The organism is Pelomonas parva (assembly GCF_043555835.1).
In the GTDB taxonomy this organism is placed as follows: domain Bacteria; phylum Pseudomonadota; class Gammaproteobacteria; order Burkholderiales; family Burkholderiaceae_C; genus Pelomonas; species Pelomonas parva.
On record NZ_JBIGHV010000005.1, the window covers coordinates 267,403 to 290,184 of the forward strand.

Annotated in this window: 18 protein-coding genes; 17 read left to right on the top strand and 1 reads right to left on the bottom strand. The window is 68.8% G+C overall.

Going from position 1 to position 22,782, the window contains the following annotated elements; translation table 11 throughout:
- Positions 1-25 precede the first annotated feature (25 nt).
- Positions 26-808: an enoyl-ACP reductase FabI gene (gene fabI / locus ACG00Y_RS15010; RefSeq protein WP_394480142.1), complete on the bottom strand. Its 783-nt coding sequence runs from the start codon at positions 806-808 to the stop codon at positions 26-28.
- 257 nt (positions 809-1,065) lie between these two features.
- Between fabI and rimP the strand changes: the two genes are divergently transcribed.
- From rimP to ACG00Y_RS15095, 17 genes are all read left to right on the top strand, one after another.
- Positions 1,066-1,692 carry a ribosome maturation factor RimP gene (gene rimP, locus ACG00Y_RS15015; RefSeq protein ID WP_394480144.1) on the top strand — a complete coding sequence of 209 codons (627 nt, stop codon included), beginning with the start codon at positions 1,066-1,068 and terminating at the stop codon, positions 1,690-1,692.
- Positions 1,689-3,167, top strand: coding sequence for a transcription termination factor NusA (gene nusA / locus ACG00Y_RS15020; protein WP_394480146.1), 1,479 nt, complete (start codon positions 1,689-1,691; stop codon positions 3,165-3,167). Before rimP ends, nusA begins: the two co-directional genes overlap by 4 nt.
- A 50-nt stretch (positions 3,168-3,217) precedes the next feature.
- Positions 3,218-6,217 carry a translation initiation factor IF-2 gene (gene infB / locus ACG00Y_RS15025; protein ID WP_394480149.1) on the top strand — a complete coding sequence of 1,000 codons (3,000 nt, stop codon included), beginning with the start codon at positions 3,218-3,220 and terminating at the stop codon, positions 6,215-6,217.
- A gap of 72 nt (positions 6,218-6,289) precedes the next feature.
- Positions 6,290-6,670, top strand: a complete 381-nt coding sequence (rbfA, locus tag ACG00Y_RS15030; protein WP_394480151.1) for a 30S ribosome-binding factor RbfA — start codon at positions 6,290-6,292, stop codon at positions 6,668-6,670.
- Positions 6,663-7,622: a tRNA pseudouridine(55) synthase TruB gene (gene truB / locus ACG00Y_RS15035; protein ID WP_394480153.1), complete on the top strand. Its 960-nt coding sequence runs from the start codon at positions 6,663-6,665 to the stop codon at positions 7,620-7,622. Before rbfA ends, truB begins: the two co-directional genes overlap by 8 nt.
- Before the next feature lie 36 nt (positions 7,623-7,658).
- Positions 7,659-9,482, top strand: a complete 1,824-nt coding sequence (gene typA, locus ACG00Y_RS15040) for a translational GTPase TypA (RefSeq protein WP_394480155.1) — start codon at positions 7,659-7,661, stop codon at positions 9,480-9,482.
- 107 nt (positions 9,483-9,589) lie between these two features.
- Entirely contained in the window at positions 9,590-10,456 is an 867-nt protein-coding gene (locus ACG00Y_RS15045) for a DMT family transporter (protein ID WP_394480157.1), read from the top strand.
- Positions 10,453-11,562: an enoyl-CoA hydratase/isomerase family protein gene (locus ACG00Y_RS15050; RefSeq protein WP_394480159.1), complete on the top strand. Its 1,110-nt coding sequence runs from the start codon at positions 10,453-10,455 to the stop codon at positions 11,560-11,562. Before ACG00Y_RS15045 ends, ACG00Y_RS15050 begins: the two co-directional genes overlap by 4 nt.
- Before the next feature lie 221 nt (positions 11,563-11,783).
- A complete protein-coding gene (locus ACG00Y_RS15055) occupies positions 11,784-14,912 on the top strand; it encodes a CHAT domain-containing tetratricopeptide repeat protein (protein ID WP_394480162.1) in 3,129 nt (1,042 codons plus the stop codon).
- A gap of 63 nt (positions 14,913-14,975) precedes the next feature.
- A complete protein-coding gene (gene dusA, locus ACG00Y_RS15060) occupies positions 14,976-15,920 on the top strand; it encodes a tRNA dihydrouridine(20/20a) synthase DusA (protein ID WP_394480164.1) in 945 nt (314 codons plus the stop codon).
- On the top strand, positions 15,917-16,483 hold the full coding sequence (locus ACG00Y_RS15065) for a methylated-DNA--[protein]-cysteine S-methyltransferase (RefSeq protein WP_394480166.1): 567 nt from the start codon (positions 15,917-15,919) through the stop codon (positions 16,481-16,483). Before dusA ends, ACG00Y_RS15065 begins: the two co-directional genes overlap by 4 nt.
- 66 nt (positions 16,484-16,549) lie before the next feature.
- Complete coding sequence (locus ACG00Y_RS15070; protein ID WP_394480167.1) at positions 16,550-17,800, top strand: DEAD/DEAH box helicase; 1,251 nt, start codon at positions 16,550-16,552, stop codon at positions 17,798-17,800.
- Positions 17,790-18,260 carry a CYTH domain-containing protein gene (locus tag ACG00Y_RS15075; RefSeq protein ID WP_394480169.1) on the top strand — a complete coding sequence of 157 codons (471 nt, stop codon included), beginning with the start codon at positions 17,790-17,792 and terminating at the stop codon, positions 18,258-18,260. Before ACG00Y_RS15070 ends, ACG00Y_RS15075 begins: the two co-directional genes overlap by 11 nt.
- 154 nt (positions 18,261-18,414) lie before the next feature.
- Positions 18,415-18,873 carry a hypothetical protein gene (locus ACG00Y_RS15080; protein WP_394480171.1) on the top strand — a complete coding sequence of 153 codons (459 nt, stop codon included), beginning with the start codon at positions 18,415-18,417 and terminating at the stop codon, positions 18,871-18,873.
- Between the two features lie 110 nt (positions 18,874-18,983).
- Positions 18,984-21,083, top strand: a complete 2,100-nt coding sequence (locus ACG00Y_RS15085; protein ID WP_394480174.1) for a TonB-dependent receptor — start codon at positions 18,984-18,986, stop codon at positions 21,081-21,083.
- Between the two features lie 13 nt (positions 21,084-21,096).
- On the top strand, positions 21,097-21,579 hold the full coding sequence (locus tag ACG00Y_RS15090) for a hypothetical protein (RefSeq protein WP_394480176.1): 483 nt from the start codon (positions 21,097-21,099) through the stop codon (positions 21,577-21,579).
- Between the two features lie 89 nt (positions 21,580-21,668).
- The gene (locus ACG00Y_RS15095) at positions 21,669-22,649 is read left to right on the top strand and encodes a hypothetical protein (RefSeq protein ID WP_394480178.1); all 981 of its coding nucleotides are present in this window, start codon (positions 21,669-21,671) and stop codon (positions 22,647-22,649) included.
- The last annotated feature ends 133 nt before the right edge of the window (positions 22,650-22,782 follow it).

Here is a 22,782-nt window from a genome sequence, read left to right on the forward strand (position 1 = left end):
GATTTGAACGGCTAGCGGCGACCGTTCACCCCTCGCCGGCCATCGCGATCTGGCTGAAGCCGCCGTCGACGTAGGTAATTTCGGCGCTGATGCCGGCTGCGAGGTCGGAGAGCAGGAAGGCGGCGGTGTTGCCGACGTCGTCGATCGTCACGTTGCGGCGGATCGGCGCCTGGGCCGCAAACTGGCCCAGCAGCTTGCCGAAGTCCTTGATGCCCGAGGCCGCCAGCGTCTTGATCGGGCCGGCCGAGATGCCGTTCACCCGCACGCCCTTCGGGCCGAGCGCCTGCGCCAGGTAGCGCACGCTGGCCTCCAGGCTGGCCTTGGCCAGGCCCATGGTGTTGTAGTTGGGCACAATGCGCAGCGCGCCGAGGTAGCTCAATGTCAACAGCGCGGCGCCTTCGCGCAGCCGCGGTGCGGCGAGTTTGGCCATGGCTGGGAAGCTGTAGGCCGAAATATCGTGGGCGATGCGGAAGTTCTCGCGCGTCATGCCTTCGAGAAAATCGCCGGCAATCGCCTCGCGCGGCGCAAAACCAATCGAATGGACGAAGCCGTCGAACTCGGGCCAAGCCTCGCCGAGTTGATTGAAAAGCGCCTCCAGCTGCTCGTCGCTGGTCACGTCGCAGTCATAGATCAGCTGGGAGCCAAACTCGGCGGCGAACTCGGTGATGCGCTCCTTGAAGCGCTCGCCCTGGTAGCTGAAGGCCAGCTCGGCGCCTTCGCGGTGGCAGGCCCGGGCGATGCCGTAGGCGATGGAGCGGTTGGACAGCACGCCCGTGATCAGCAGCCGCTTGCCGGCGAGAAAGCCCATTCTTGTCTCCTGTGAGGTCTCAAACAGCCTCAGATTCTGTCACGCGCAGCGGCCGGCGGCTTGCCGGCATGGGACTTGCACCGTACAATCCGACTTTCACCGAAAACGAGGCTCAGCCTCGCCAAGCCCCGGACGACATCCCCCGGAGCTGGCCGCAAACTGGTTGCAGTTGGTTTTTTGTGAAACGAGTTGGGCGGATTCATCCAGCCCATTTTTTTTGCTTTTTCGCTTTTCTTCGACCCCTCGCCCATCCCCGCATGAGTTGGCAAACCACTGTGGAAACGACTGTGACCGGACTCGGTTACGAACTCGTGGACTGCGAACGCAGTGCCAGTGGTGGAACGCTGCGCGTGACGATCGACAAGCTGGAGGCGCAAGCGGCTGCCGGTGAATTGGTCGATGTGCACGACTGCGAAAAGGTCACTCGCCAGCTGCAGTATGTACTTGAGGTCGAGGGTTTGGAGTATTCCCGGCTCGAAGTGTCTTCGCCGGGTCTGGATCGGCCGCTGAACAAGGCTGCGCACTACGCGCGCTTTGCCGGCCAAGAAATCGACATCACGCTGAAGCTGCCGTTCCAGGGCAAGAAGAAATACCGCGGCGTCCTCAGCGCCCAGCCGCAGGCCGAGAACGACCAGGCCTGGCGCCTGGTGTTCGACGACGGCGAGGCCGACCAGGCGCTGGACTTCACGCTCGACGAGGTGCGCGAGGCCCGCCTCGTCCCGGTGATCAGCTTCAAGGGGCGCGGCGGTGAGCCGGCGCCCGACCGCAAGCCGGGCCAGCGTGGCGTTATCAAGCCGAAAAAGGCAGCAGCTAAGAAACAAGCGGGCGCATCCACCGAGGTGGTGCCCGGCCAAGACAAGGTTGACGGAGGTCTCAAGCAATGAACCGCGAAATGTTGATGCTGGTGGACGCGATCTCGCGCGAGAAGAGCGTGGAACGCGATGTCGTGTTCGGTGCGGTCGAAGCCGCACTGGCCTCGGCCACCAAGAAGATTTACGGCGCTGAGGCCGACATCCGCGTCAGTGTCGACCGCGACTCCGGCGAATACGAGACCTTCCGCCGCTGGCATGTGGTGCCGAACGAAGCTGGTCTGCAGAACGCCGACGCGGAAATCCTGCTGTTCGAAGCGCAGGAGCAGATCGACGACATCGAGGTCGACGACCACATCGAGGAACCGGTCGAGTCCGTGCCCATCGGCCGCATTGGCGCGCAGGCAGCCAAGCAGGTCATCCTGCAGAAGATCCGTGACGCCGAACGCGAGCAACTGCTCAACGACTTCATGTCGCGCGGCGAGAAGATCTTCGTCGGCACCGTCAAGCGTCTGGACAAGGGCGACATCATTGTCGAAAGCGGCCGCGTGGAAGGCCGCCTCAAGCGCAGCGAGATGATCTCGAAAGAGAACCTGCGCACCGGCGACCGCGTGCGCGCCGTCATCCTCGGCGTGGACCCGACGCAGCGCGGCCCGCAGATCATGCTGTCGCGCTCCAGCCCCGAGTTCATGAAGGAACTCTTCGCGCAGGAAGTGCCGGAGATCGAGCAAGGGCTGCTGGAGATCAAGAGCTGCGCCCGCGACAGCGGCAGCCGCGCCAAGATCGCCGTCATCAGCCATGACCGCCGCGTCGACCCCATCGGTACCTGCGTCGGCGTGCGTGGTTCGCGCGTCAACGGCGTGACGACCGAACTGGCCGGCGAGCGCGTGGACATCGTGCTGTGGAGCGAAGACCCGGCGCAGTTCGTCATCGGCGCGCTGGCCCCGGCCAATGTGCAGAGCATCGTTGTCGATGAAGAGCGGCATGCGATGGACGTCGTCGTCGACGAGGAAAACCTCGCCATCGCCATCGGCCGTGGCGGTCAGAACGTGCGCCTGGCGTCCGAGCTGACCGGCTGGCGCATCAACATCATGTCGGCCGAGGAATCGGCCGCCAAGCAGGAGCTGGAGACGGAAGGCGTTCGCGCGCTGTTCGTCGACAAGCTCGACGTCGATGCCGAGGTGGCCGACATCCTCATCGCCGAGGGCTTCACCAGCCTGGAAGAAGTCGCCTACGTGCCGATGCAGGAAATGCTCGAGATCGAGGCCTTCGACGAGGACACCGTCAACGAGCTGCGCACTCGTGCCAAGGATGCGCTGCTGACGATGGAAATCGCCAAGGAAGAGAAGGTCGAGGAGGTTTCGCAGGACTTGCGCGACCTGGAAGGCGTCTCGCCCGAACTGCTGTCCAAGCTGGCGGCAGGCAACATCAACACCCGCGATGACCTGGCCGATCTGGCCGTGGATGAGCTGGTCGACCTGTCCGGCCTGGACGAAGCGGCTGCGCGCACGCTGATCATGAAGGCGCGTGAACACTGGTTCAACGATTGATCGATCTCGACACGCCGCGCCGCACCAAAAGTAATTTGAAGGATTCCCACATGGCCGTGACTACCGTCGCCCAATTCGCCGCCGAGCTGAGCAAGCCGGCGAGCAGTCTGCTGGAGCAGCTGCAAGCCGCGGGCGTCAAGAAGTCTTCCGTCGACGACTCGCTGAGCGAGAACGACAAGGAACGCCTGCTCGACCACCTGCGCCTGTCCCACGGCACCGCTGCCGCTGACCGCAAGAAGATCACGCTGGTCAAGAAGTCGACCACCGAGATCAAGCAGGCCGATGCCAGTGGCAAGGCCCGCACGATCCAGGTCCAGGTCAAGAAGACGCGTACCTTCGTCAAGCGCGACGACGCCTCGGAAGAGGCCGGCAGTGGCCAGGACGATGCCGACCTGGCGCGTCGCGAGGAAGAGGCGCAAGCCCAGGCCGCCGCACTGCGTCAGCAAGAAGAGGAGCTGAACGCCAAGGTGAAGGCCCGCGAGGACGCCGAGCGCGCCGCCCGCGAAGCCGCCGAGGCGCGCCGTGCCGAGGAGCAGGCTGCCGCCGAGGCCGCTGCTGCGGCTGCCGCCGCTGCTGCCGCACAGGCCGCCGCAGCGCAGGCCGCTGCCGAAGCTGCCAAGCCGGAGCAGACCGCCGAAGCCCGCCAGCGCAGCTCGGCTGCCGCGTCCGCCGAAGCCGCTGCCATCAACAAGGCTGCTGCCAGCCGCCGCGCCAAGTCGGCACCGGCGCCTGCGCCCGAACCCGTCGCCGCTGCGCCGGTGGAGGTGCCCGCGCCCGTCGTGGTTGCCGCGCCCGTGGAGCCGCCCAAGCCCGCGCTGCGCGTGGTCAAGGCCGTGGACGCCGCCGCCGAAGAGAAGAACAAGCAGGACGACCTGGCCCGCCGCCGCAAGGCCGCCGAGTCCGAGGCTGCCGCCATCCGCGCGATGATGAACGCGCCCAAGAAGGTGATGGTCGCGCCCAAGAAGGAAGAGCCCAAGCCGGCCGAACCGGCTGCGGGCATCAAGGGCACCATCCACAAGAAGGTCGGCGCGCCGGGCGCACCGGCTGCTCCGGGCAGCACCACGGCCAAGCCGGGCGACAAGAAGTCGGTCAAGTCCGAGAAGCTGTCGTCCAGCTGGGCCGATGACGCCGCCAAGAAGCGTGGCCTCAAGACCATCGGCTCCGGCCCCGCCGGCGCCAACCGCCCGGGTGGCGGTGGCAACTGGCGCGCTCCGGCGCGCGGTGGCCGCGGTGGTCGTGGCGGCCGTGATGACGGTGGCTCCAACTTCACGCCGCCGGTCGAGCAGCAGACCATCGAGGTGCACGTGCCGGAGACCATCTCGGTCGCTGACCTGGCGCACAAGATGTCGGTCAAGGCTGCCGAGGTCATCAAGCAGTTGATGAAGCTGGGCCAGATGGTCACCATCAACCAGCAGTTGGACCAGGAAACGGCCATGATCCTCGTCGAGGAAATGGGCCACAAGGCCGTGCCGGCCAAGCTGGACGATCCGGATGCCTTCCTTGAAGAAGAGGGCAGCGCCGCCGAGCAGCAGCACGAGTCGCTGCCGCGCGCGCCGGTCGTCACCGTCATGGGCCACGTCGACCACGGCAAGACCTCGCTGCTGGACTACATCCGCCGCAGCCGTGTCGCTGCCGGCGAAGCGGGCGGCATCACGCAGCACATCGGTGCGTATCACGTCGAGACGCCGCGCGGCATGATCACCTTCCTGGACACCCCGGGTCACGCGGCCTTCACGGCCATGCGGGCTCGCGGCGCCAAGGCGACGGACATCGTCATCCTGGTCTGTGCGGCCGATGACGGCGTCATGCCGCAGACCAAGGAAGCCATCCACCACGCGAAGGCGGCAGGCGTGCCCATCGTGGTCGCGATGACCAAGATCGACAAGCCCGACGCCAACGCCGAGCGCGTCAAGAGCGAGCTGGTGGCCGAGCAGGTCGTGCCGGAAGAGTTCGGCGGCGACGCGCCCTTCATCGGCGTGTCGTCCAAGACCGGCCAGGGCATCGACGACCTGCTGGAGCAGGTGCTGTTGCAGGCCGAAGTGCTGGAACTGAAGGCGCCGGTCGTCTCCATGGCCAAGGGCCTCGTCATCGAAGCCAAGCTGGACAAGGGCCGCGGCCCGGTGGCGACGGTGCTGGTGCAGAGCGGCACGCTCAAGCGCGGCGATGTCGTGCTGGCGGGTTCCACCTTCGGTCGCGTGCGCGCCATGCTGGACGAGGACGGCAAGGCCTGTACCGAGGCTGGCCCGTCCATCCCGGTCGAGATCCAGGGCCTGACTGAAGTGCCGCAGGCCGGCGACGAGTTCATGGTGCTGGGCGACGAGCGTCGTGCCCGTGAGGTGGCCACCTTCCGCTCGGGCAAGTACCGCGACGTGAAGCTGGCCAAGCAGCAGGCCGCCAAGCTGGAGAACATGTTCAGCGAGATGGGCGGCGGCGACGTGCAGACCCTGCCGCTGATCATCAAGAGCGACGTGCAGGGCTCGCAGGAAGCGCTGGCCGCTTCGCTGCTCAAGCTCAGCAACGCCGAGGTCAAGGTGCAGATCGTCCACGCGGCGGTCGGTGGCATCAGCGAGAGCGACATCAACCTCGCCATCGCCTCCAAGGCCGTCATCATCGGCTTCAACGTGCGGGCCGATGCCGGTGCGCGCAAGCTGGCCGAAGGCAACGCCGTCGATCTGCGTTACTACAGCATCATTTACGACGCTGTGGATGACGTGACCAAGGCGATGTCCGGCATGCTGGCGCCCGAGCAGCGCGAAGAGGCACTGGGCACGGCCGAGATCCGTGTCGTGTTCGTCGCCTCCAAGATCGGCACGGTGGCCGGCTCCATGGTCACCAGCGGCCTGGTCCGCCGTGGCGCGCGCTTCCGCCTGCTGCGCGAGAACACCGTCGTCTACACGGGCGAAGTGGACTCGGTGCGACGCGAGAAGGACGACGTCAAGGAAGTCAAGGAAGGCTTCGAGTGCGGTATCAAGCTCAAGAACTACAGCGACATCAAGGAAGGTGATCAGCTGGAATTCTTCGAGATCAAGGAAGTGGCTCGCACGCTTTAACTGCCAATCCCTCGGGTTTACCCCGCAGACCCCGCCCGAAAGGGGCGGGGTTTGTTCTTTGAGGAAACCGCCATGAGACATAAACGCGCCATTCCCAACCGAGCTTTCCGCGTCGCCGACCAGATCCAGCGCGATCTGGCGGAGCTGATCCGTGAGCTGAAGGACCCGCGCATCGGCATGGCCACGATCAACGCGATCGAGGTCACGCCCGACTACGTCCATGCCAAGGTGTTCTTCTCGGTGCTTATCGGCGACCCGGCCGAGACGCAGGAGGCGCTGAACGAGGCGGCGGGCTTCCTGCGCAACGGCTTGTTCAAGCGCTTGCAGATCCACACGGTGCCGACGCTGCACTTCCAGTTCGACCGCACCACCGAGCGCGCGGCCGAGATGAGCGCGCTGATCAACCGCGCCAACGCGACGCGCGCGTTGGAAGACGAGGAACCGAATGACTGAGGCCGTCGTCGCCACCAGGCCTGCCCGAGTACGCGTTCAGCGTCGGCCGCTGCATGGTGTGTTGTTGCTCGACAAGCCGCTGGGCTTGTCGAGCAACGACGCGTTGCAGAAGGCCAAGTGGCTGCTGCGCGCCGAGAAGGCCGGCCACACGGGCACGTTGGACCCGCTGGCCACCGGCCTGCTGCCGCTGTGCTTCGGTGCGGCCACCAAGTTCAGCCAGCTCAGCCTGGACGCCGACAAGCGTTATCTCGCGACCTTGGCGCTGGGCATCCGCACGACGACCGGCGATGCCGAGGGCGAGGTGCTGGCGCGTGTTGACGCCGACCACATCACGCCCGAGCAGATTGCTGCCGCCTGCGCCGCCTTCACTGGCGAGATCGACCAGACGCCGCCGATGTACTCGGCGCTCAAGCACGAGGGCAAGGCGCTGTACGAATACGCCCGCGCCGGCGTCGAGATCGAGCGCAAGAGCCGTCGCGTGACGATTCATGCCATCGACATCGTCGCCGTGCAGGCTGGCACCGTGACCCTCGACGTTCGTTGCACCAAAGGCACCTACATCCGCACGCTGGCCGAAGACATCGGCGCGAAGCTGGGTGTAGGCGCGTCGCTGGCGGCGCTGCGCCGCACGGGCTCCGGCAGCCTGACGCTGGACGGCAGCATCACGCTGACCGCGCTGGAGGCCCTGCCCGACGATGAGCGCGCCGCGCTGCTCACGTCACCCGACCGGCTGCTGGCCGACGCGCCCGAGCTGCGCCTGCCGGCCGATGAGGCCGCCCGTTTTCTGTCCGGGCTGCGCCGCCGTGTCAGCGCGCCCGACGCCGAACGCGTGCGCGTCTACGGCCCCGAATCGCGCGCCTTTCTCGGCAGCGCCCACATCACTTCTGGCGAGCTGATCGCCGACCGCCTGTTGACCCCGCCGGAGGTCCAGGCGCTCCTTGAGAAGCAATAGCTTCTGCCTGACCCGGTTTTCTTTAAAAGCATCACCATGACCACCCCGATCCGCAACATTGCCATCATTGCCCACGTCGACCATGGCAAAACCACCATGGTGGACCAGCTCCTGCGTCAGAGCGGCACCTTCGCCGAGCACGAGAAGGTCGTCGACACCGTCATGGACAGCAATGCCATCGAGCGCGAGCGCGGCATCACCATCCTGGCCAAGAACTGCGCGGTCAGCTGGGAAGGCACGCACATCAACATCGTCGACACCCCGGGCCACGCGGACTTCGGCGGTGAAGTCGAACGCGCGTTGTCCATGGTCGACGGCGTCGTGCTGCTGATCGACGCGCAGGAAGGCCCGATGCCGCAGACGCGCTTCGTCACGAAGAAGGCGCTGGCCCTGGGCCTGAAGCCTATCGTCGTCGTCAACAAGGTCGACAAGCCGGGCGCCAAGCCCGACGCCGTCATCAACGCCGCCTTCGACCTGTTCGACAAGCTGGGCGCCAATGACGAGCAGCTCGATTTCCCCGTCGTCTACGCCTCTGGCATCAACGGCTGGACCTCGCTGGAAGAAGGCGCACCCGGTGAGCAGTGGGGCCCCGACATGTCGGCCCTGTTCAACACCATCCTGAAGCACGTGCCGGCACAAAAGGGTGACCCCGAGGCGCCGCTGCAGCTGCAGATCTCGGCACTCGACTACTCCACCTTCGTCGGCCGCATCGGCGTGGGCCGCATCAGCCAGGGCACGCTCAAGCCCGCGATGGACGTGCTGGTCATGGAAGGCCCGGACGGCAAGACCTACAAGGGCCGCGTCAACAACGTGCTGACCTTCCAGGGTCTGGACCGCGTGCAGACCCAGACGGCCGGTCCCGGCGACATCGTGCTGATCAACGGCATCGACGAGATCAGCATCGGCGTCACCGTGACCAGCCCGAGCGAGCCGGCGCCGCTGCCCATGCTCAAGGTCGACGAGCCGACGCTGACGATGAACTTCTGCGTCAACACCAGCCCGCTGGCCGGCCGCGAAGGCAAGTACGTCACCAGCCGCCAGATCTGGGACCGCCTGCAGAAGGAGTTGCAGAGCAACGTCGCGCTGCGCGTCAGCGAGACCGACGAGGACGGCATCTTCGAAGTGATGGGTCGCGGCGAACTGCACCTGACCATCCTGCTGGAGAACATGCGCCGCGAGGGCTACGAGCTGGCCGTCTCCAAGCCGCGTGTGGTGTTCAAGGACGTCGACGGCGTCAAGCACGAGCCCATCGAGCTGGTCACGGCCGACGTGGAAGAAACCCACCAGGGCGGCGTCATGCAGGCCCTGGGCGAGCGCAAGGGCGAGCTGGTCAACATGGAGCCGGACGGCCGTGGCCGCGTGCGCCTGGAGTACCGCATCCCGGCGCGGGGCCTGATCGGCTTCACGAACGAGTTCCTGAACCTGACCCGTGGCTCGGGCCTGATCAGCAACATCTTCGACGGCTACGAGCCGCACAAGGGCGACATCGCCAGCCGCAAGAACGGCGTGCTGATCTCCATGGACGCCGGTGAGATCTTCACCTATGCGCTGGGCAAGCTGGACGACCGCGGCCGCATGTTCGTCAAGCCCAACGACCCGGTCTACGAAGGCATGATCGTCGGCATCCACAGCCGCGACAACGACCTGGTCGTCAACGCCACGCGCACCAAGCAGCTGACCAACTTCCGCGTCTCCGGCAAGGAAGACGCGATCAAGATCACGCCGCCGATCGACCTGACGCTGGAGTACGGCGTGGAGTTCATCGAGGACGACGAGCTGGTCGAGATCACGCCGAAGTCGGTTCGCCTGCGCAAGCGCCATCTGTCCGAAAACGAGCGTAAGCGAGCGTCTCGCGCTTAAGCGCGAGCCACTCGCTGGCGCGGCTCCTTGAGCTCCCCCAGCCCCCTCCGCGAGGGGGCTCTAGTCAGATGATTGCCCGCGCCCCGTTTACGGGGCGCTCTTCGTTGATGAGCCACCGATCTGCTGTGTTGCTGATGCTGCTGGTCACGCTGCTGTGGAGTTCGGCGGGCGTGGTGACGCGGCACCTGGACGCGGCGCGGGGCTTCGAGATCACGTTCTGGCGCAGTGCCTTCAATGCGCTCGCGCTGGTCGTCATCCTCGGCTTCATGCGGGGCAGGGCGCTGCTCGGCGCGATGCGCGGCACCGCCGTCTGGGCGTCCGGCCTGTGCTGGGCCGTCATGTTCACGGCCTTCATGGTGGCGCTGTCGTTGACGACGGTGGCCAACGTGCTCGTGACGATGTCGCTGTCACCACTGTTCACGGCGATCTTCGCGCGCGTCTTCCTGCGCCAGCCGATCCCGGCGCGCACCTGGTGGGCCATCGCCGTGGCCGGTGCGGGCATCGCGTGGATGTTCGGCGGCCAGCTTGGCGGGCCGCTTTTGGGTGTCTTTGTTGCGCTTGGCGTGCCTTTGGCGGCCGCGACGAACTGGTGCCTGCTGCAGAAGGTGGGGCAGGGCGCCGACATGCTGCCGGCCGTGTTGATCGGCGCCCTGCTCTCGGCCGCGATCACGCTGCCGCTGGCCTGGCCGCTGCAGGCCGGCGCCCACGACCTCGGCCTGCTGGCCTTCCTCGGCATCTTTCAACTCGCCGTGCCCTGTCTGCTCGCTGTGCGCCTGGCTCGTGAGCTGCCTGGCCACGAGCTGGCCCTGCTCGGCCAGGCCGAAACGCTGCTGGGTGTGCTATGGGCCTGGGCGTTTGCGGGCGAACACCCAGGCAGCGCCGCGCTGATCGGCGGTAGCCTCGTGCTCGCGGCCTTGGTCGCCAACGAGGCGCTGGCGCCCCCCTCCGTCAAATCTGCATTGAAGAACGCATGAGCGACCTGATCCCACCCCTGGCGTCCGACGGCAACATCCTGGCCGAGGTCAATGGCTGCCTTGGCCTCATCACGCTGAACCGCCTGCAGGCGCTCAACGCGCTGTCGCTGGCCATGATTCGCGACATGACCGCGCTGCTGCATCACTGGGCCGCGCACCCGCAGATCCAGGCCGTGGCCGTTCTCGGAGCACCCCGCGAAGGCAAGCCGCCGGCGTTCTGCGCGGGCGGCGACATCCGCTTCTTCCACCAGGCCGCGCTGGCCGGCGACCCGGCGCTGGGCGACTTCTTCACCGAGGAATACCGCCTCAACTACCTGATCCACCACTATCCCAAGCCCTATGTTGCGCTGATGGACGGCATCGTCATGGGCGGCGGCATGGGCATCAGCCAGGGCTCGAAGTTGAGGGTGCTGAGCGAGCGCTCCACGCTGGCCATGCCCGAGACCGGCATCGGCCTGTTCCCGGACGTGGGCGGCGGCTGGTTCCTCGCGCAATGCCCCGGCCACATCGGCGAATGGCTGGCGCTGACAGGCCAGACGGTGGGCGCCTCGGACGCGATCACCTGGGGCCTGGGCGACGTCTTCGTCGGCGCCGAGCACTGGCCCACGATGATCGACAACCTGCGCCACGGCGAGCAGCCCAGCGCCGAGCATGTCGTCGCCACCGTCATGGAGCGCTGCGACATCGCGCCGTCGTCCGACACGCCAGTGGCGCAGGTCGACCGCCACTTCGGCCAGCCCACCTTGCCGGCCATCCTCGCCTCGCTTGCGCAGGCCGATGACGAATGGGCGCGCCGCACGCTGCAGACGCTGCAAGGCCGCTCGCCGACGATGATGGCCGTCACGCTGGAGCTGGTGCGCCGCGCCCGCCATCTCGACCTGGCCGACGACCTGCGCCTGGAGCGCGACCTCGTTCATCACGCCTTCCACCTGCGCGGCGCTTCGGCCAGCGAAACGGTCGAAGGCATACGCGCGCTGGCCATCGACAAGGACCATGCGCCGCGCTGGCAGCCTGCGACGGTGGCGGGCGTCGACCCGGCCGAGGTGGCTGCTTTCTTCGCCAGTCCGTGGGCGTTGGCCGAGCATCCGCTGCGAGACCTCCAGTGAGCGAACTGCGCCACAGTCCGTGGGGCAGGGGCCGGGAGTCCGCATTGAAATCCGCAGTCAAGCCTGCTGCCTGGTTGACCTGCAGGGCCATGGTTTTGGCGCTGTTGTCGCCCGGCTGGATGCCGAGTGACGCGGTCGCCCAAGAGTCAGCCCCGGGGGCGGCCCATCAGGTTCATGCCGTTGACGTCGGCATCCAGACCCTTTGCGCGCCCGCGTGGGCCTTGCCGGCCGACAGCCTGCGCGTGCCCGATCTGCGGCAGCAGCGCGTGGCCCTCGACAGTGCCGACGAGGAAATCACGCTGGACTTCGCCTGCCGGGGTTGGGTCGCCCAAGCCCGGCAGGCCGGCGGGCAGGCCGGGAACACGCTGGACTGGCAGGCACTGGTGGCGCAGGTGCTGGTGGGCGCGCAGCGCCGCACGGAAGCCATGGCCTTGGCCGAACAGGCGTACACCCAGGCCCAGGCGCTGGGCGAAACCGGGCGCCTGGCCTTGCGCCGCGCGGCAACCGCCTTGCTGCAGGCGCATCTGCAGGTGCGTGACCAGACGGCCAGCCAGCTGTGGGCCCAGCGCGCCGTAGATGCCAGCCCGGATGACAAGCCGCTTGACAAGGACGGTGCGCTGGCCCTGGCAAACCGTGCCACCACTGAGCTGATGGCCGGCCGCTTCGCCCCAGCGGCGGAACAGTTGAACCAAATGCTGCAGCGGGTGCAGGCGCAAGACGGCGGACAAGTCTTCCGCTACCCGGTGGCGGTGGCGCTGAATCAGCTCGTCTATGCCCAGGCGGTGCAAGGCCGCTGGACCGAGGCGCTGGCCACCGCAGACCAACTGGTCGCGCACCGCCGCCAGTACCTGCCAGCCGATCGCACAGGCCTGGCCGTGGCGCTGGGCAACCGGGCCAGCGCCCTGACCAATCTGTCCCGGTTCGACGAAGCCCTGGCCGCCATGCGGCAGGCCATCGCCGAAAGCGAAGGCGGTGGTTCTTCCGATGCTCAGGCCTCGGGGGCGCTGGCTCAGATGCGCGGCAACCTGTCCAACTTGTTGCTGGCGCGCGGTCAGCCGCAGGACGCACTGGTGCATGCACAGGCTGCCGCCGCGCAAACGCAAGGCGGCGCAAAGCTCAATGCGCTGCACCAGACGGCCAGCGCGCAGATCGCCCTGGGCGACCTGGCCGGCGCCATGACCACCTGGCGTGAGGCCCAGCGCATCGTTGACATCGAACCGCCTCAGGGCGAGGCCTGGTTGCGGCTGCGCGTGCTGCTGGGCCAGGCCCAGGCCCTGCTGACGCTGGGCGACCTGAATGCTGCACGCGTGCTGCTGGAGCGCGCCGAGATCGAGGCAGCGCGTGCGCCGGCCAATCTGGCCGAACGCGGCCAGCGGCTGCTGGTGCTGGCGATGTGGCAGGAACTCGCGGGCCAGACCGAGGCCGCGTTGCGCACGTTGGATGAAGCCGACAGTGCCTACGCTGTGCAGTTCCCGCCGGAACACGCCAACCGCCGCGACCTGCTGGTTCGCGCCTGCGGCCTGGGCCGTGGCTGTGCTGAACTGCCGCGCCGCTTGGGCGCGATCACGCAGCAACCCCGGCTGGCGGCTGCTGCGGCACTGGTGCTGGCCCGCGACCGGCTGGCGGCCGGTGATGCCGAGAGTGCCCAACTGCAGGCCGGGCAGGCCATACAGGCGGCCTGGGCCGCAGCCAGCCCCTTGCTGCAATGGCAGGCCCTGGCGGTCTATGCACGCAGCCAACAGGTGCATAAGCGCAGCGCCGAAGCGATCTTCTTCGGCAAGCTGGCGTTGGTGCAGTTGCAGGTCACTCGCAACCGCCTGGACGGCCTGGGCCCTGACGCCGACAAGCTGTACCTGGCCGACAAGCTGGGCTTGTATCGCGACGTGGCGGGCTGGCTGCTGGATGCAGGGCGCGTGCCCGAAGGACTGGAGGTGCTGCGCCTGCTCAAGCGCAGCGAACAGGACGACTTCAACGAGCACCGAAGCGCGGCTGCGGCCGAGGGCTTGAGTCTCACGCCGCGCGAGCTGGCCTGGCGCCAGCGGCTGGATGCAGCGGCTGGCGCCGGCGAGCTGCGTGCCCAGGAAATCCAGCGCCTGAATCGCCTGTTGGCGGCGCGGCGTATCAGCCGCGAAGAAAGCGCTCGCCTGCAAGCCCTGCTGGCCGAACAGGGGGCCGAGGCGCTGGCTGTCCGTGAGCGACTGCAAAGTGCGCTGGCTCAGGTCCAGACCCAAACACCCGAGCCGGGCCTCAGCAGCACCAGCCGCGCATCGGCTGACACAGCAGATCCGCGCCTGCCCGTGCCGGCCGACGCCCGCACCTTGCACGTCTACCTGCTGACCGGGGCAGACGGGCTGCGGGCGGTGCTGGTGGGCCAGCAGGGTCGACGCGTCGTGCGCGGCCCGGCCACTGCGGCCGAGCTGTCGCGCGGCGTGGCGGGCCTGCTGGACGCCGTGCGCCAGCGCCAGGATGTGCGTGGCCCGGCGCAACGGCTGCATGCACAGATCGGCGCCTTGTTCGTCGAACAGGCCCGTGCCTGGCGCATACGCCGGCTGGTGATCTGGTCGGATGGCGCGCTGCGGTATCTGCCGCTGGGCTTGCTGCACGACGGTCAGAGCTACCTCATCGAACGATTCGCCTTGAGCATGGCCACGCCGGTGGACCGCGCTGCCGCCGCTGCAACCCTTGCGCCAGCTGGCAAGGCAGTGCCACCGCTGGCGGTGCAGGCCTGGGGCGTGACCGAGGCGCTCGCGGGCCTGCCGGCCTTGCCTGGCGTGGGTGATGAGCTGTGCGGCATCGTGGACGGACCCGTGCGCGGCTGGGATGACCGTGCCTGCCGTGGCGTGCTGCGCGGGCAGGGCGACCTCAATGCGCGCTTCACCGAGACCGCGTGGCGCGCCGCTGGCTCGACGCGGTCAGCCGGTGGCGTGGTTCACATCGGCACGCACTTCGTGCTGCGCCCCGGCAATGTCGCGCAGTCCTGGCTGTTGCTGGGTGACGGTTCACGCCTGACCTTGGAAAAGCTGCGGCAGTGGCCGCTGGGTGCGCCGCGCTTGTTGACCCTGTCGGCCTGCGAAACCGCCGTGCCGGGTGGCATGGGTGCCGACGGGCGCGAAGTCGACGGCCTGTCCAGCACGCTGCTGGTCAGTGGCGCCGGCCAGGTGTTGGCCAGCCTGTGGCGGGTCGATGACAGCAGCACGGCCAGCCTGATGCACCGCTTCTACGAGCAGGCGAAGCGTCGGCCGCAGGATCTGAGCGTCGCCTTGCAGGCGACGCAGCTGGAGGCCCTGCGGCGGGGACAGCTCGTCCAGAGCTGGGCCGCCTTCGTGCTGAGCGAGCCGGCCGCGCGCTGACGGAAGAGAAAATTAGTGATTTCGAATCAAGCACTTAGCCCCTGGCGCCTGTCCGTCGCCCCCATGATGGACTGGACCGACCGCCACTGCCGCTATTTCCACCGTCTCATCACGCGCCGCACCCTGCTCTACACCGAGATGGTGACGACCGGCGCGCTGCTGCACGGCGACCAGCCGCGTCATCTGGACTTCAACGCCGAGGAACACCCGGTCGCGCTGCAGTTGGGTGGCAGCGAGCCGGCCGATCTGGCTGCCTGCGCGCAGCTGGCCGAACGCTGGGGCTATGACGAGGTCAACCTGAACTGCGGCTGCCCCAGCGAGCGGGTGCAGAAGGGCGCGTTCGGCGCCTGCCTGATGGCCGAGCCGCAACTGGTGGCCGACTGCGTGAAGGCGATGCGTGACGCGACGGCGCTGCCGGTGACCGTCAAGCACCGCATCGGCATCGACCGCATCGAGAGCTACGACTTCGTGCGCGACTTTGTCGGCACCGTCGCCGCAGCCGGCTGCGAGGTCTTCATCGTCCATGCCCGCAACGCCTGGCTGCAAGGCCTGAGCCCGAAGGAGAACCGCGAGATCCCGCCGCTGCGCTACGAGCTGGTGGCGCAGCTCAAGCGCGAATTCCCGCAGCTGACCATCGCCATCAACGGCGGCCTGAAGACACCTGACGAGATTGCCGCCCAGCTCGCCGTGCTGGACGGCGTGATGGTCGGCCGCGAGGCCTATCACGAGCCCTGGAGCATGGCGCGGTGGGACTCGCGCTTCTTCGGCACGGACGACCCGGCCGTCAGCCGTGAGCAGGTCGAAGACCAGTGGTTGGACTACCTGGAACGCGTGCACGTCGCCGGTCGGTCCTGGGCGCATGCGATGCGCCACGCGCTGGGCCTGTGGAACGGCACACCGGGCGCGCGCCGTTGGCGCCAGGTGTGGAGCGACCACCGGCTGAAGGCGCTGCCGCCGCGCGAGGTCGCTGCGATGGCAACGGCGGCGCGGCTGGGGCAGGGCGGTTGACGACGCGGTTCGCCGTCTTCGCCACCGCGCTGGGGCACTGCGGCATCGCCTGGCGCGGCGATGCCAGCGACGGTGTAATCGGCTCGCAACTGCCGGCAGCCGATGTCGCCACGCTGCGCGAGTTGATGCAGCGCCGTTTCGACGGCGCCAGCGAGGCCGCGCCGCCCGCGCCGGTGCACGAGGCCATCGCCCTCATCCAGCGCCTGCTGGCGGGCGAGACGGCCGACCACCGTGAGCTGCTGGCCGTCAAGCTGGACGATCGCGCCGTCCCGGCGTTCGATCGCGAGGCGTTGTGGCTGACGCGCCAGATCCCCGTCGGCCAGACCCGCACCTATGGCGAGATCGCCAGCGCGCTTGGCCATGCCGGCGCGGCGCGCACCGTCGGCCGCGCCGAAGGCCACAACCCGTTTGCGCCCATCGTGCCCTGCCACCGCGTCATGGGCGCGGGCGGTGCACCGACGGGTTTCTCGGCCCCCGGAGGCGTCGAGACCAAGCGGCAGCTGCTGCTCATCGAGGCCCGCGCGGCGGGCCAGTTGGCGGGCGACCAGCAGGCACTTTTTTAGTCAGTTGGGGACAGAGCTGCTCGCGGCGCTTGATCGGTCTGTCCCGCAAAACCCTTCTAATGACGCATGAGCTTCAACGAACTGGGCCTCACGCCCGCCCTGCTGCGCGCCGTGCGCGAGCAGGGCTACCACGCGCCGACCGCCATCCAGGCGGCGGCACTCCCCCCCGCGCTGGCCGGCCGCGACGTGCTGGCGCTGGCGCAGACCGGCTCCGGCAAGACGGCCGCCTTTGCGCTGCCGTTGCTGCAACGGCTGATCGCGTCACCGCCACGCCCGGGACCTCGCGTGTTGGTGCTGGCGCCCACGCGCGAACTGGCCGCACAGACGGCTGAGCTGCTGCGCGAGCTGGCGGCACTGCTCCTGCACCGGCCCAAGGTCGCGCTGGCCTTTGGCGGCGTGTCCATCAACCCGCAACTGATGGCGCTGCGCGGCGGCTGCGACGTGATGGTGGCCACGCCCGGCCGGCTGCTGGACCTGCTGGAGCACAACGGCCTGCAGCTGGCCGGCGTGCAGTGCCTGGTGCTGGATGAAGCCGACCGCCTGCTGAGCCAGGGCTTCGCGGAGGAGCTGCAGCGCGTGCTGGCGCTGTTGCCGGCGCAGCGCCAGTCGCTGCTGTTCTCCGCCACTTTCCCGCCCGCCGTGCAGGTGCTGGCCGAGCAACTGCTGCGCGACCCCGTTCGCATCACCATCGAAGAGGCACCGCCGCAGATCACGCAGCGCGCCATCCAGCTCGACCGCGCCCAGCGCCTGCCCGCCTTGCGCGAGCTGTTGAAGACCGAGGGCTGGGAGCGGGCGCTGGTCTTCGTCGCCAGCCGCTACACGGCGGATCTCGTGTCCGACAAGCTGTTCGCCCACGGCTTCAAGGCCGGCGTGCTGCATGGCGAGCTGAGCCAGGGCGCCCGGCAGGACGTGCTGGCGGCGCTGAAGGCCGGCAGCGTCAAGGTGCTCGTCGCCACCGACGTGGCCGCGCGCGGCCTGCATGTCGACGCGCTGGATGCCGTCGTCAACTACGAGCTGCCGCGCTCGCCGGCCGACTACACCCACCGCATCGGCCGCACCGGCCGCGCGGGCGCGCAAGGCGTGGCCGTGAGCTTCATCTGCGCGGACAGCGCCGAGAACGCCGAGAGCCATTTCCGCGTCATCGAGAAGCGGCAAGGCCAGCGCGTGCCGCGCGAGCGTTTGGCGGGCTTCGACCCCGAGGCCGTGGCCAGCGAGACGCAGGCCACGGGCGGCATCAAGAGCACGACGCGCAAGAGCAAGAAGGACAAGCTGCGCGAAGCCGCCGCACGCGCCGGAGGAGCCAGCGATGGGCATTGAGATCGAACGCAAGTTCCTCGTCACGGGCGATGGCTGGCGCGCGCAGGCTGCCACGCAGACGCGCTTCAGCCAGGGCTACCTGAGCCGAGACCCGGCCCGCACGGTGCGTGTGCGCATCGCGGGCGAAGCAGCATTCCTGACCATCAAGGGCGCGACCCAAGGTGCGACGCGCGCGGAGTTCGAGTACGACATCCCACTCGCCGATGCTCAAGCGCTGCTGGCCCTGTGCGACGGCCCCGTCGTCGAGAAGATTCGCCACCTGTGCCCGCATGAGGGCGTGACCTGGGAGGTCGACGAGTTCCTGGGCGCCAATGCCGGCCTGGTCGTGGCGGAGATCGAACTCGAATCCGAGAGCCAGCCTTTCGCCCACCCGGCCTGGCTGGGCGACGAGGTCACCGGCGACGGCCGCTACGTCAACGCCAACCTGGCGGTGCGGCCGTTCACGAGCTGGCCGGCCTGACGAACGAGGGGGCGGCGAATCCGCGCACGGGCAGGCCGCGTATGGCCATGAGGCTGCGTGTCACACGCAGGCCATGCCCGCATCGCAAGATGCACGGTTTCGCCCCTCAACGACAACGCCCGTGCCCCTGTGCCCGTCCTCACTGCTGCAACGAATGCGCGCCGGCCTGCTGATGCTGCTGCTCGTCGTGCTGCCGCTGCAGGGCGTGCTGCAACTCGCGGTGAGCCTGCAGGGCCAGCGCCATGTGCACACGGGCGCTGTGCATGACGCATCGCCGTCGCCGCTGCGGGTGCTGCTGGACCGCCTGCACCCCGCGCAGGACCTGCGGCTTCAGGGTCACAGGCCCGCCTGGGTGGTAAGCCACGGCGCCGCTGCCGAGGAGCACGAGCATGGCGGCGTGAGGCACAGCCACACGGCGGCCGACACCGACGTGCTGGCCGTCGGCGACCCGGCCGACGAGGCCGCGCAAGGCGGTGCCACGGCCTTCCTGGCCTGGTTGCCGGCGCCGCTGGCCTTGCCGATGGCGGCAGCAGGCGCTGGCCGCCCGGCCACGGCTGATGCCGACTGGCGCGGCCGCATCATCGCGCCGCCGCTGGCGCCGCCGCGAGGCTGAGGACTGCGGGCGCCCGCCGCCCGCCAGACACCCCTCGATTGACGCCGGTCCGAGACGAGACCGGTGCCTGCCTGCGCACGCCGCGGCGCCCCCCATTGCCGAGAACTCCCATGTCCAAGAACCGCTTGCGGCCCACCGCGCTGGCCGCTGCCTGCCTGCTCGCCGCATCCACCACCGCCGCCGCGCAGACGCAGGCGCCCGTCGTCGTCGCCACCGCCACGCTCGAGAAGGTCGAAGTCAGCGGCCGCCATTACGACAACGCCATCGGCAGCGCCGACGCCGCCTCGCAAGGGACGATCCACGCCGAGCTGCTGAAGAGCCGCCCCGCGCTGCGCCCCGGCGAGGTGCTGGAGTTCGTCCCCGGCCTCATCGTCACGCAGCACTCGGGCGACGGCAAAGCCAACCAGTACTTCCTGCGCGGCTTCAACCTGGACCACGGCACCGACTTCGCCACCAGCGTCAACGGCCTGCCCGTCAACATGCCGTCGCATGGCCACGGCCAGGGCTATTCGGACCTGAACTTCCTGATCCCCGAGCTGGTCGACCGCATCGAGTACCGCAAGGGCCCGTACTTCGCCAGGAACGGCAACTTCGCCGCCGCCGGCTCGGCCGACATCGCCTACCGCAGTACGCTGGACGAAGCTTTCGCCGCGTTGACGCTGGGCCAGCGCCAGTTCCAGCGCTTCGTCGGCGCAGGCTCCACGGCCATCGGCGGCGGGCTGCAATTGCTGGGCGCCGTCGAGGTGCAGCACAACGACGGGCCGTGGACGCTGCCCGAGCGCCTGCGCAAGAGCAACGGCGTGGTGACCCTCTCCGGCGGAAGCAAGGCCGAGGGCTGGAGTGCCAGCCTGATGGGCTACGACGCCAAGTGGCAGTCGACCGACCAGGTGCCCGAGCGGCTCATCAGCGCCGGCACGTACAACGGCCAACCCTTCGGCCGCTTCGACGCCATCGACACCAGCGACGGCGGCGAGACGCGGCGCACCAGCGTCTCCGGCGAGTGGCATCGCAACACGGGTGCAGAGACCACGACCGTCGCGGCCTACGCGATGAACTACCGGCTCAAGCTGTTCTCCAACTTCACCTATGCACTGGAGCGCCCCGATGACGGCGACCAGTTCTCGCAGCAGGACAGCCGCAATGTCTACGGCGCGAGCGCCAGCCACGCCGTCGAGCATCGTCTGGGCGGCCTGCCGGCGCGCAGCGAGATCGGCCTGCAACTGCGCCACGATCGCATCCGCGTGGGCTTGTACGACACGGTGGAGCGCCGCGTCATCGGCACCACGCGCGACGACGAGGTGCGCGAAACCCAGCTGGGCGTCCACGGCCAGACCTCGATCGAGCTGACGCCCTGGCTGCGCGGCGTCGTCGGCCTGCGGGCCGACCAGGCGCGCTTCAAGGTCAACAGCCTGAGCAACAGCGCCAATTCCGGCAGCGCGTCGGCGAATCTGTTCTCGCCCAAGCTGTCGCTGATTGCCGGGCCTTGGGCCAACACCGAGTTCTTCTTCAACGCCGGCCGGGGCTTTCACAGCAATGACGCGCGCGGCACGACGGCCGCCGTCGACCCCCGGACCGGCGACGCCGTCGACAAGGTGCCAGGTCTTGTCTCGGCGCGCGGCATGGAGCTGGGTGCGCGCACGGAGTGGGTGCCCGGCCTGCAAAGCTCGGTCGCGCTGTGGCAGCTCGATTTCGATTCCGAGCTGGTCTACGTCGGCGATGCCGGCGCCACCGAGGCCAACCGCCCGAGCAAGCGCCATGGCGTGGAGTGGAACAACCGCTATGTGCCCACGCCCTGGCTGCTCATCGATGCCGACCTGGCCTGGACACACGCCCGCTTCGCCAACTTCGACGCCGCCGGCAACCGCATCCCCAACGCCGTCGACAAGGTGGCGTCCATGGCCGTCACCGTGCGCGAGCTGGGCCCCTGGTCGGCCAGCCTGCAGTGGCGCTACCTCGGCTCGGGCGCGCTGATCGAGGACAACAGCGTGCGTTCGCGCTCCTCGCTGACGACCAACCTGCGCGTCAGCCGCAAGCTCTGGGACAAGGCCGAGCTGACGATGGACGTGTTCAACCTGACCAACCGCAAGCTCAACGACATCGAGTACTTCTACGAGTCGCAGTTGCCGGGCGAGGCGGCACTGGTGGCCGACCGGCACGTCCACCCCGCCGAGCCGCGCACGGTGCGCGTGACCTTGAAGATGGGCTTCTGAGCAGGCCCTCGCGATGCGCGCGCTGCTGCTCTGGCTGCTGATGCTGGCCCAGCCAATCTACGGCGCGTCCAGTGCCAACCTGCGGCTGCTCGGGCCGGCGCACTGGCACGCGGCGCCGGCCGTGGTCGCGCATCAGGACGACTGGCTGCAGCCCGCCGTGCGCCTGGTGCAGCGCGTGGCCAAGCGCGTGCAGGCCTTGCGAGCCCAGACGCATGCCCGCGCCCATGCGCTGGGCGCGCGGCATGAACACCATGGCCTGCTACGCCATTGGCATGAGCCAGCGGACGAGGGCGTGCGCACCGTCGCTGCGGCCGACCCGGCCGTGGCCGACCTGGTCGCGGGCGCGGCTGCCGGCAGTGCCGCGCTGGTGCTGGGCGCGCCTGTCCGGCCGTTGCTCGTCGCCGCCCATACTGCCAACGGCCGCTGGCACATGCCGCCTGCGCCCGCCTGGGTGGACGCGCTGCACCGCCCCACGCCACCGCCGCCCCGAAGCTGATCCCCGCCGACGCCGACCCGGCTGCACGCCGGATTGCCTTGCGCCCGCCCGGACGACGCCGTCGCCGCGCGGGCCTTTGGGGGATTCACATGACTTTCATCAACGACACCGTCGACCCGGTCGAGGCCGGGCGTCGCCTGGGCCACGACCTCCATCGCCTCAGCCGCATCGCGCTGCAGCCCGACTGGCCGCTGGCCGTGTGCGAGGGTTTCGAGGCCGCAAGACCTGGCACCCGGCCGCACCAGGACGACCGCTTCGTGCGCAAGTGGCTGCAACTGCGCCTGGGCGCGCTGGCACGCGGCCGCGCCGTGGCGGCCGACGTCACCGTCGACCTGCTGCGCCGGCTGGACGTGAGCCACTGCCCGGTCACGCGCGAGCCGTTGACGCATGCCACCCGCCTGGGCAGCGATGCCTCGGTGGACCGGCTCAACAACGATGGCGCCTACGCGGCGGCCAATCTCGCGATGCTGTCGGCGCGCGTCAACCGCATCAAGGGCGGGCGCGGCTTCGACGAGGTCTGGGCGCTGTCGCGGCGCGGCGAGCCCACGGCCAGCCTCACGCCCGTCGAATGGCTGCGCCTGGCCGTGCTGATGCTGGGCCCGGCGCATGCAGACAGGCCGCTGGACGTGCCCGCCCTGCCGCTGTGCGCGCCGCTGCCGCCCACGTCGGCGCGCACGGCGCTGCAACAGGTGCAGCGGCTGCTGACGCTGAACGCCAGCCAGGCGGCCTCACGCAACCGGCTGCTGCGCGGCCTGCTGCCGGCCTGCGGCAGCGCCTCGGCCGAGGCCCGGCTGCGGCTGCTGGCCGATGCGGTGCATGTCGGCCTGAAGCGGCTGGCACCCGGCGATGAATGCTGGGACGTCTGGCTGCAGCCCGGCCTGATGGAGGCCTTGGCGGCCTGGCGCGAGGCGCTGAGCGACCGTGCCTGGGCGCACACGTCGTGGGCGGCCGGCCAGCTGGCCGGTGGACGCCCCGTCGACCGGCGCGAGCTGGCGCCGTGGCGGCTGGCGACGCGGGGCTATCTGCCGCCGGCCGCCGGTTGGGCGATCGCCAGGGGGGCGACTCGCTGAGGGTGCGTGCACCTTGGTGGGCAATGCACCGGCGTCATGCGCCTTCTGAAAGCGTGAATGCTGGATCGGTATTCAGGCTGGCCCGTTTCTCGCATCTACTCGCGATGGTTTCTTTACCACCAGAGGAGAACTT

Bases quoted from the DNA above. Each gene is read 5' to 3' on its own strand.
- fabI (WP_394480142.1), bottom strand. From the start codon at position 808: ATGGGCTTTCTCGCCGGCAAGCGGCTGCTGATCACGGGCGTGCTGTCC.
- rimP (WP_394480144.1), top strand. From the start codon at position 1,066: ATGAGTTGGCAAACCACTGTGGAAACGACTGTGACCGGACTCGGTTAC.
- nusA (WP_394480146.1), top strand. From the start codon at position 1,689: ATGAACCGCGAAATGTTGATGCTGGTGGACGCGATCTCGCGCGAGAAG.
- infB (WP_394480149.1), top strand. From the start codon at position 3,218: ATGGCCGTGACTACCGTCGCCCAATTCGCCGCCGAGCTGAGCAAGCCG.
- rbfA (WP_394480151.1), top strand. From the start codon at position 6,290: ATGAGACATAAACGCGCCATTCCCAACCGAGCTTTCCGCGTCGCCGAC.
- truB (WP_394480153.1), top strand. From the start codon at position 6,663: ATGACTGAGGCCGTCGTCGCCACCAGGCCTGCCCGAGTACGCGTTCAG.
- typA (WP_394480155.1), top strand. From the start codon at position 7,659: ATGACCACCCCGATCCGCAACATTGCCATCATTGCCCACGTCGACCAT.
- ACG00Y_RS15045 (WP_394480157.1), top strand. From the start codon at position 9,590: ATGAGCCACCGATCTGCTGTGTTGCTGATGCTGCTGGTCACGCTGCTG.
- ACG00Y_RS15050 (WP_394480159.1), top strand. From the start codon at position 10,453: ATGAGCGACCTGATCCCACCCCTGGCGTCCGACGGCAACATCCTGGCC.
- dusA (WP_394480164.1), top strand. From the start codon at position 14,976: ATGATGGACTGGACCGACCGCCACTGCCGCTATTTCCACCGTCTCATC.
- ACG00Y_RS15070 (WP_394480167.1), top strand. From the start codon at position 16,550: ATGAGCTTCAACGAACTGGGCCTCACGCCCGCCCTGCTGCGCGCCGTG.
- ACG00Y_RS15075 (WP_394480169.1), top strand. From the start codon at position 17,790: ATGGGCATTGAGATCGAACGCAAGTTCCTCGTCACGGGCGATGGCTGG.
- ACG00Y_RS15080 (WP_394480171.1), top strand. From the start codon at position 18,415: ATGCGCGCCGGCCTGCTGATGCTGCTGCTCGTCGTGCTGCCGCTGCAG.
- ACG00Y_RS15085 (WP_394480174.1), top strand. From the start codon at position 18,984: ATGTCCAAGAACCGCTTGCGGCCCACCGCGCTGGCCGCTGCCTGCCTG.
- ACG00Y_RS15090 (WP_394480176.1), top strand. From the start codon at position 21,097: ATGCGCGCGCTGCTGCTCTGGCTGCTGATGCTGGCCCAGCCAATCTAC.
- ACG00Y_RS15095 (WP_394480178.1), top strand. From the start codon at position 21,669: ATGACTTTCATCAACGACACCGTCGACCCGGTCGAGGCCGGGCGTCGC.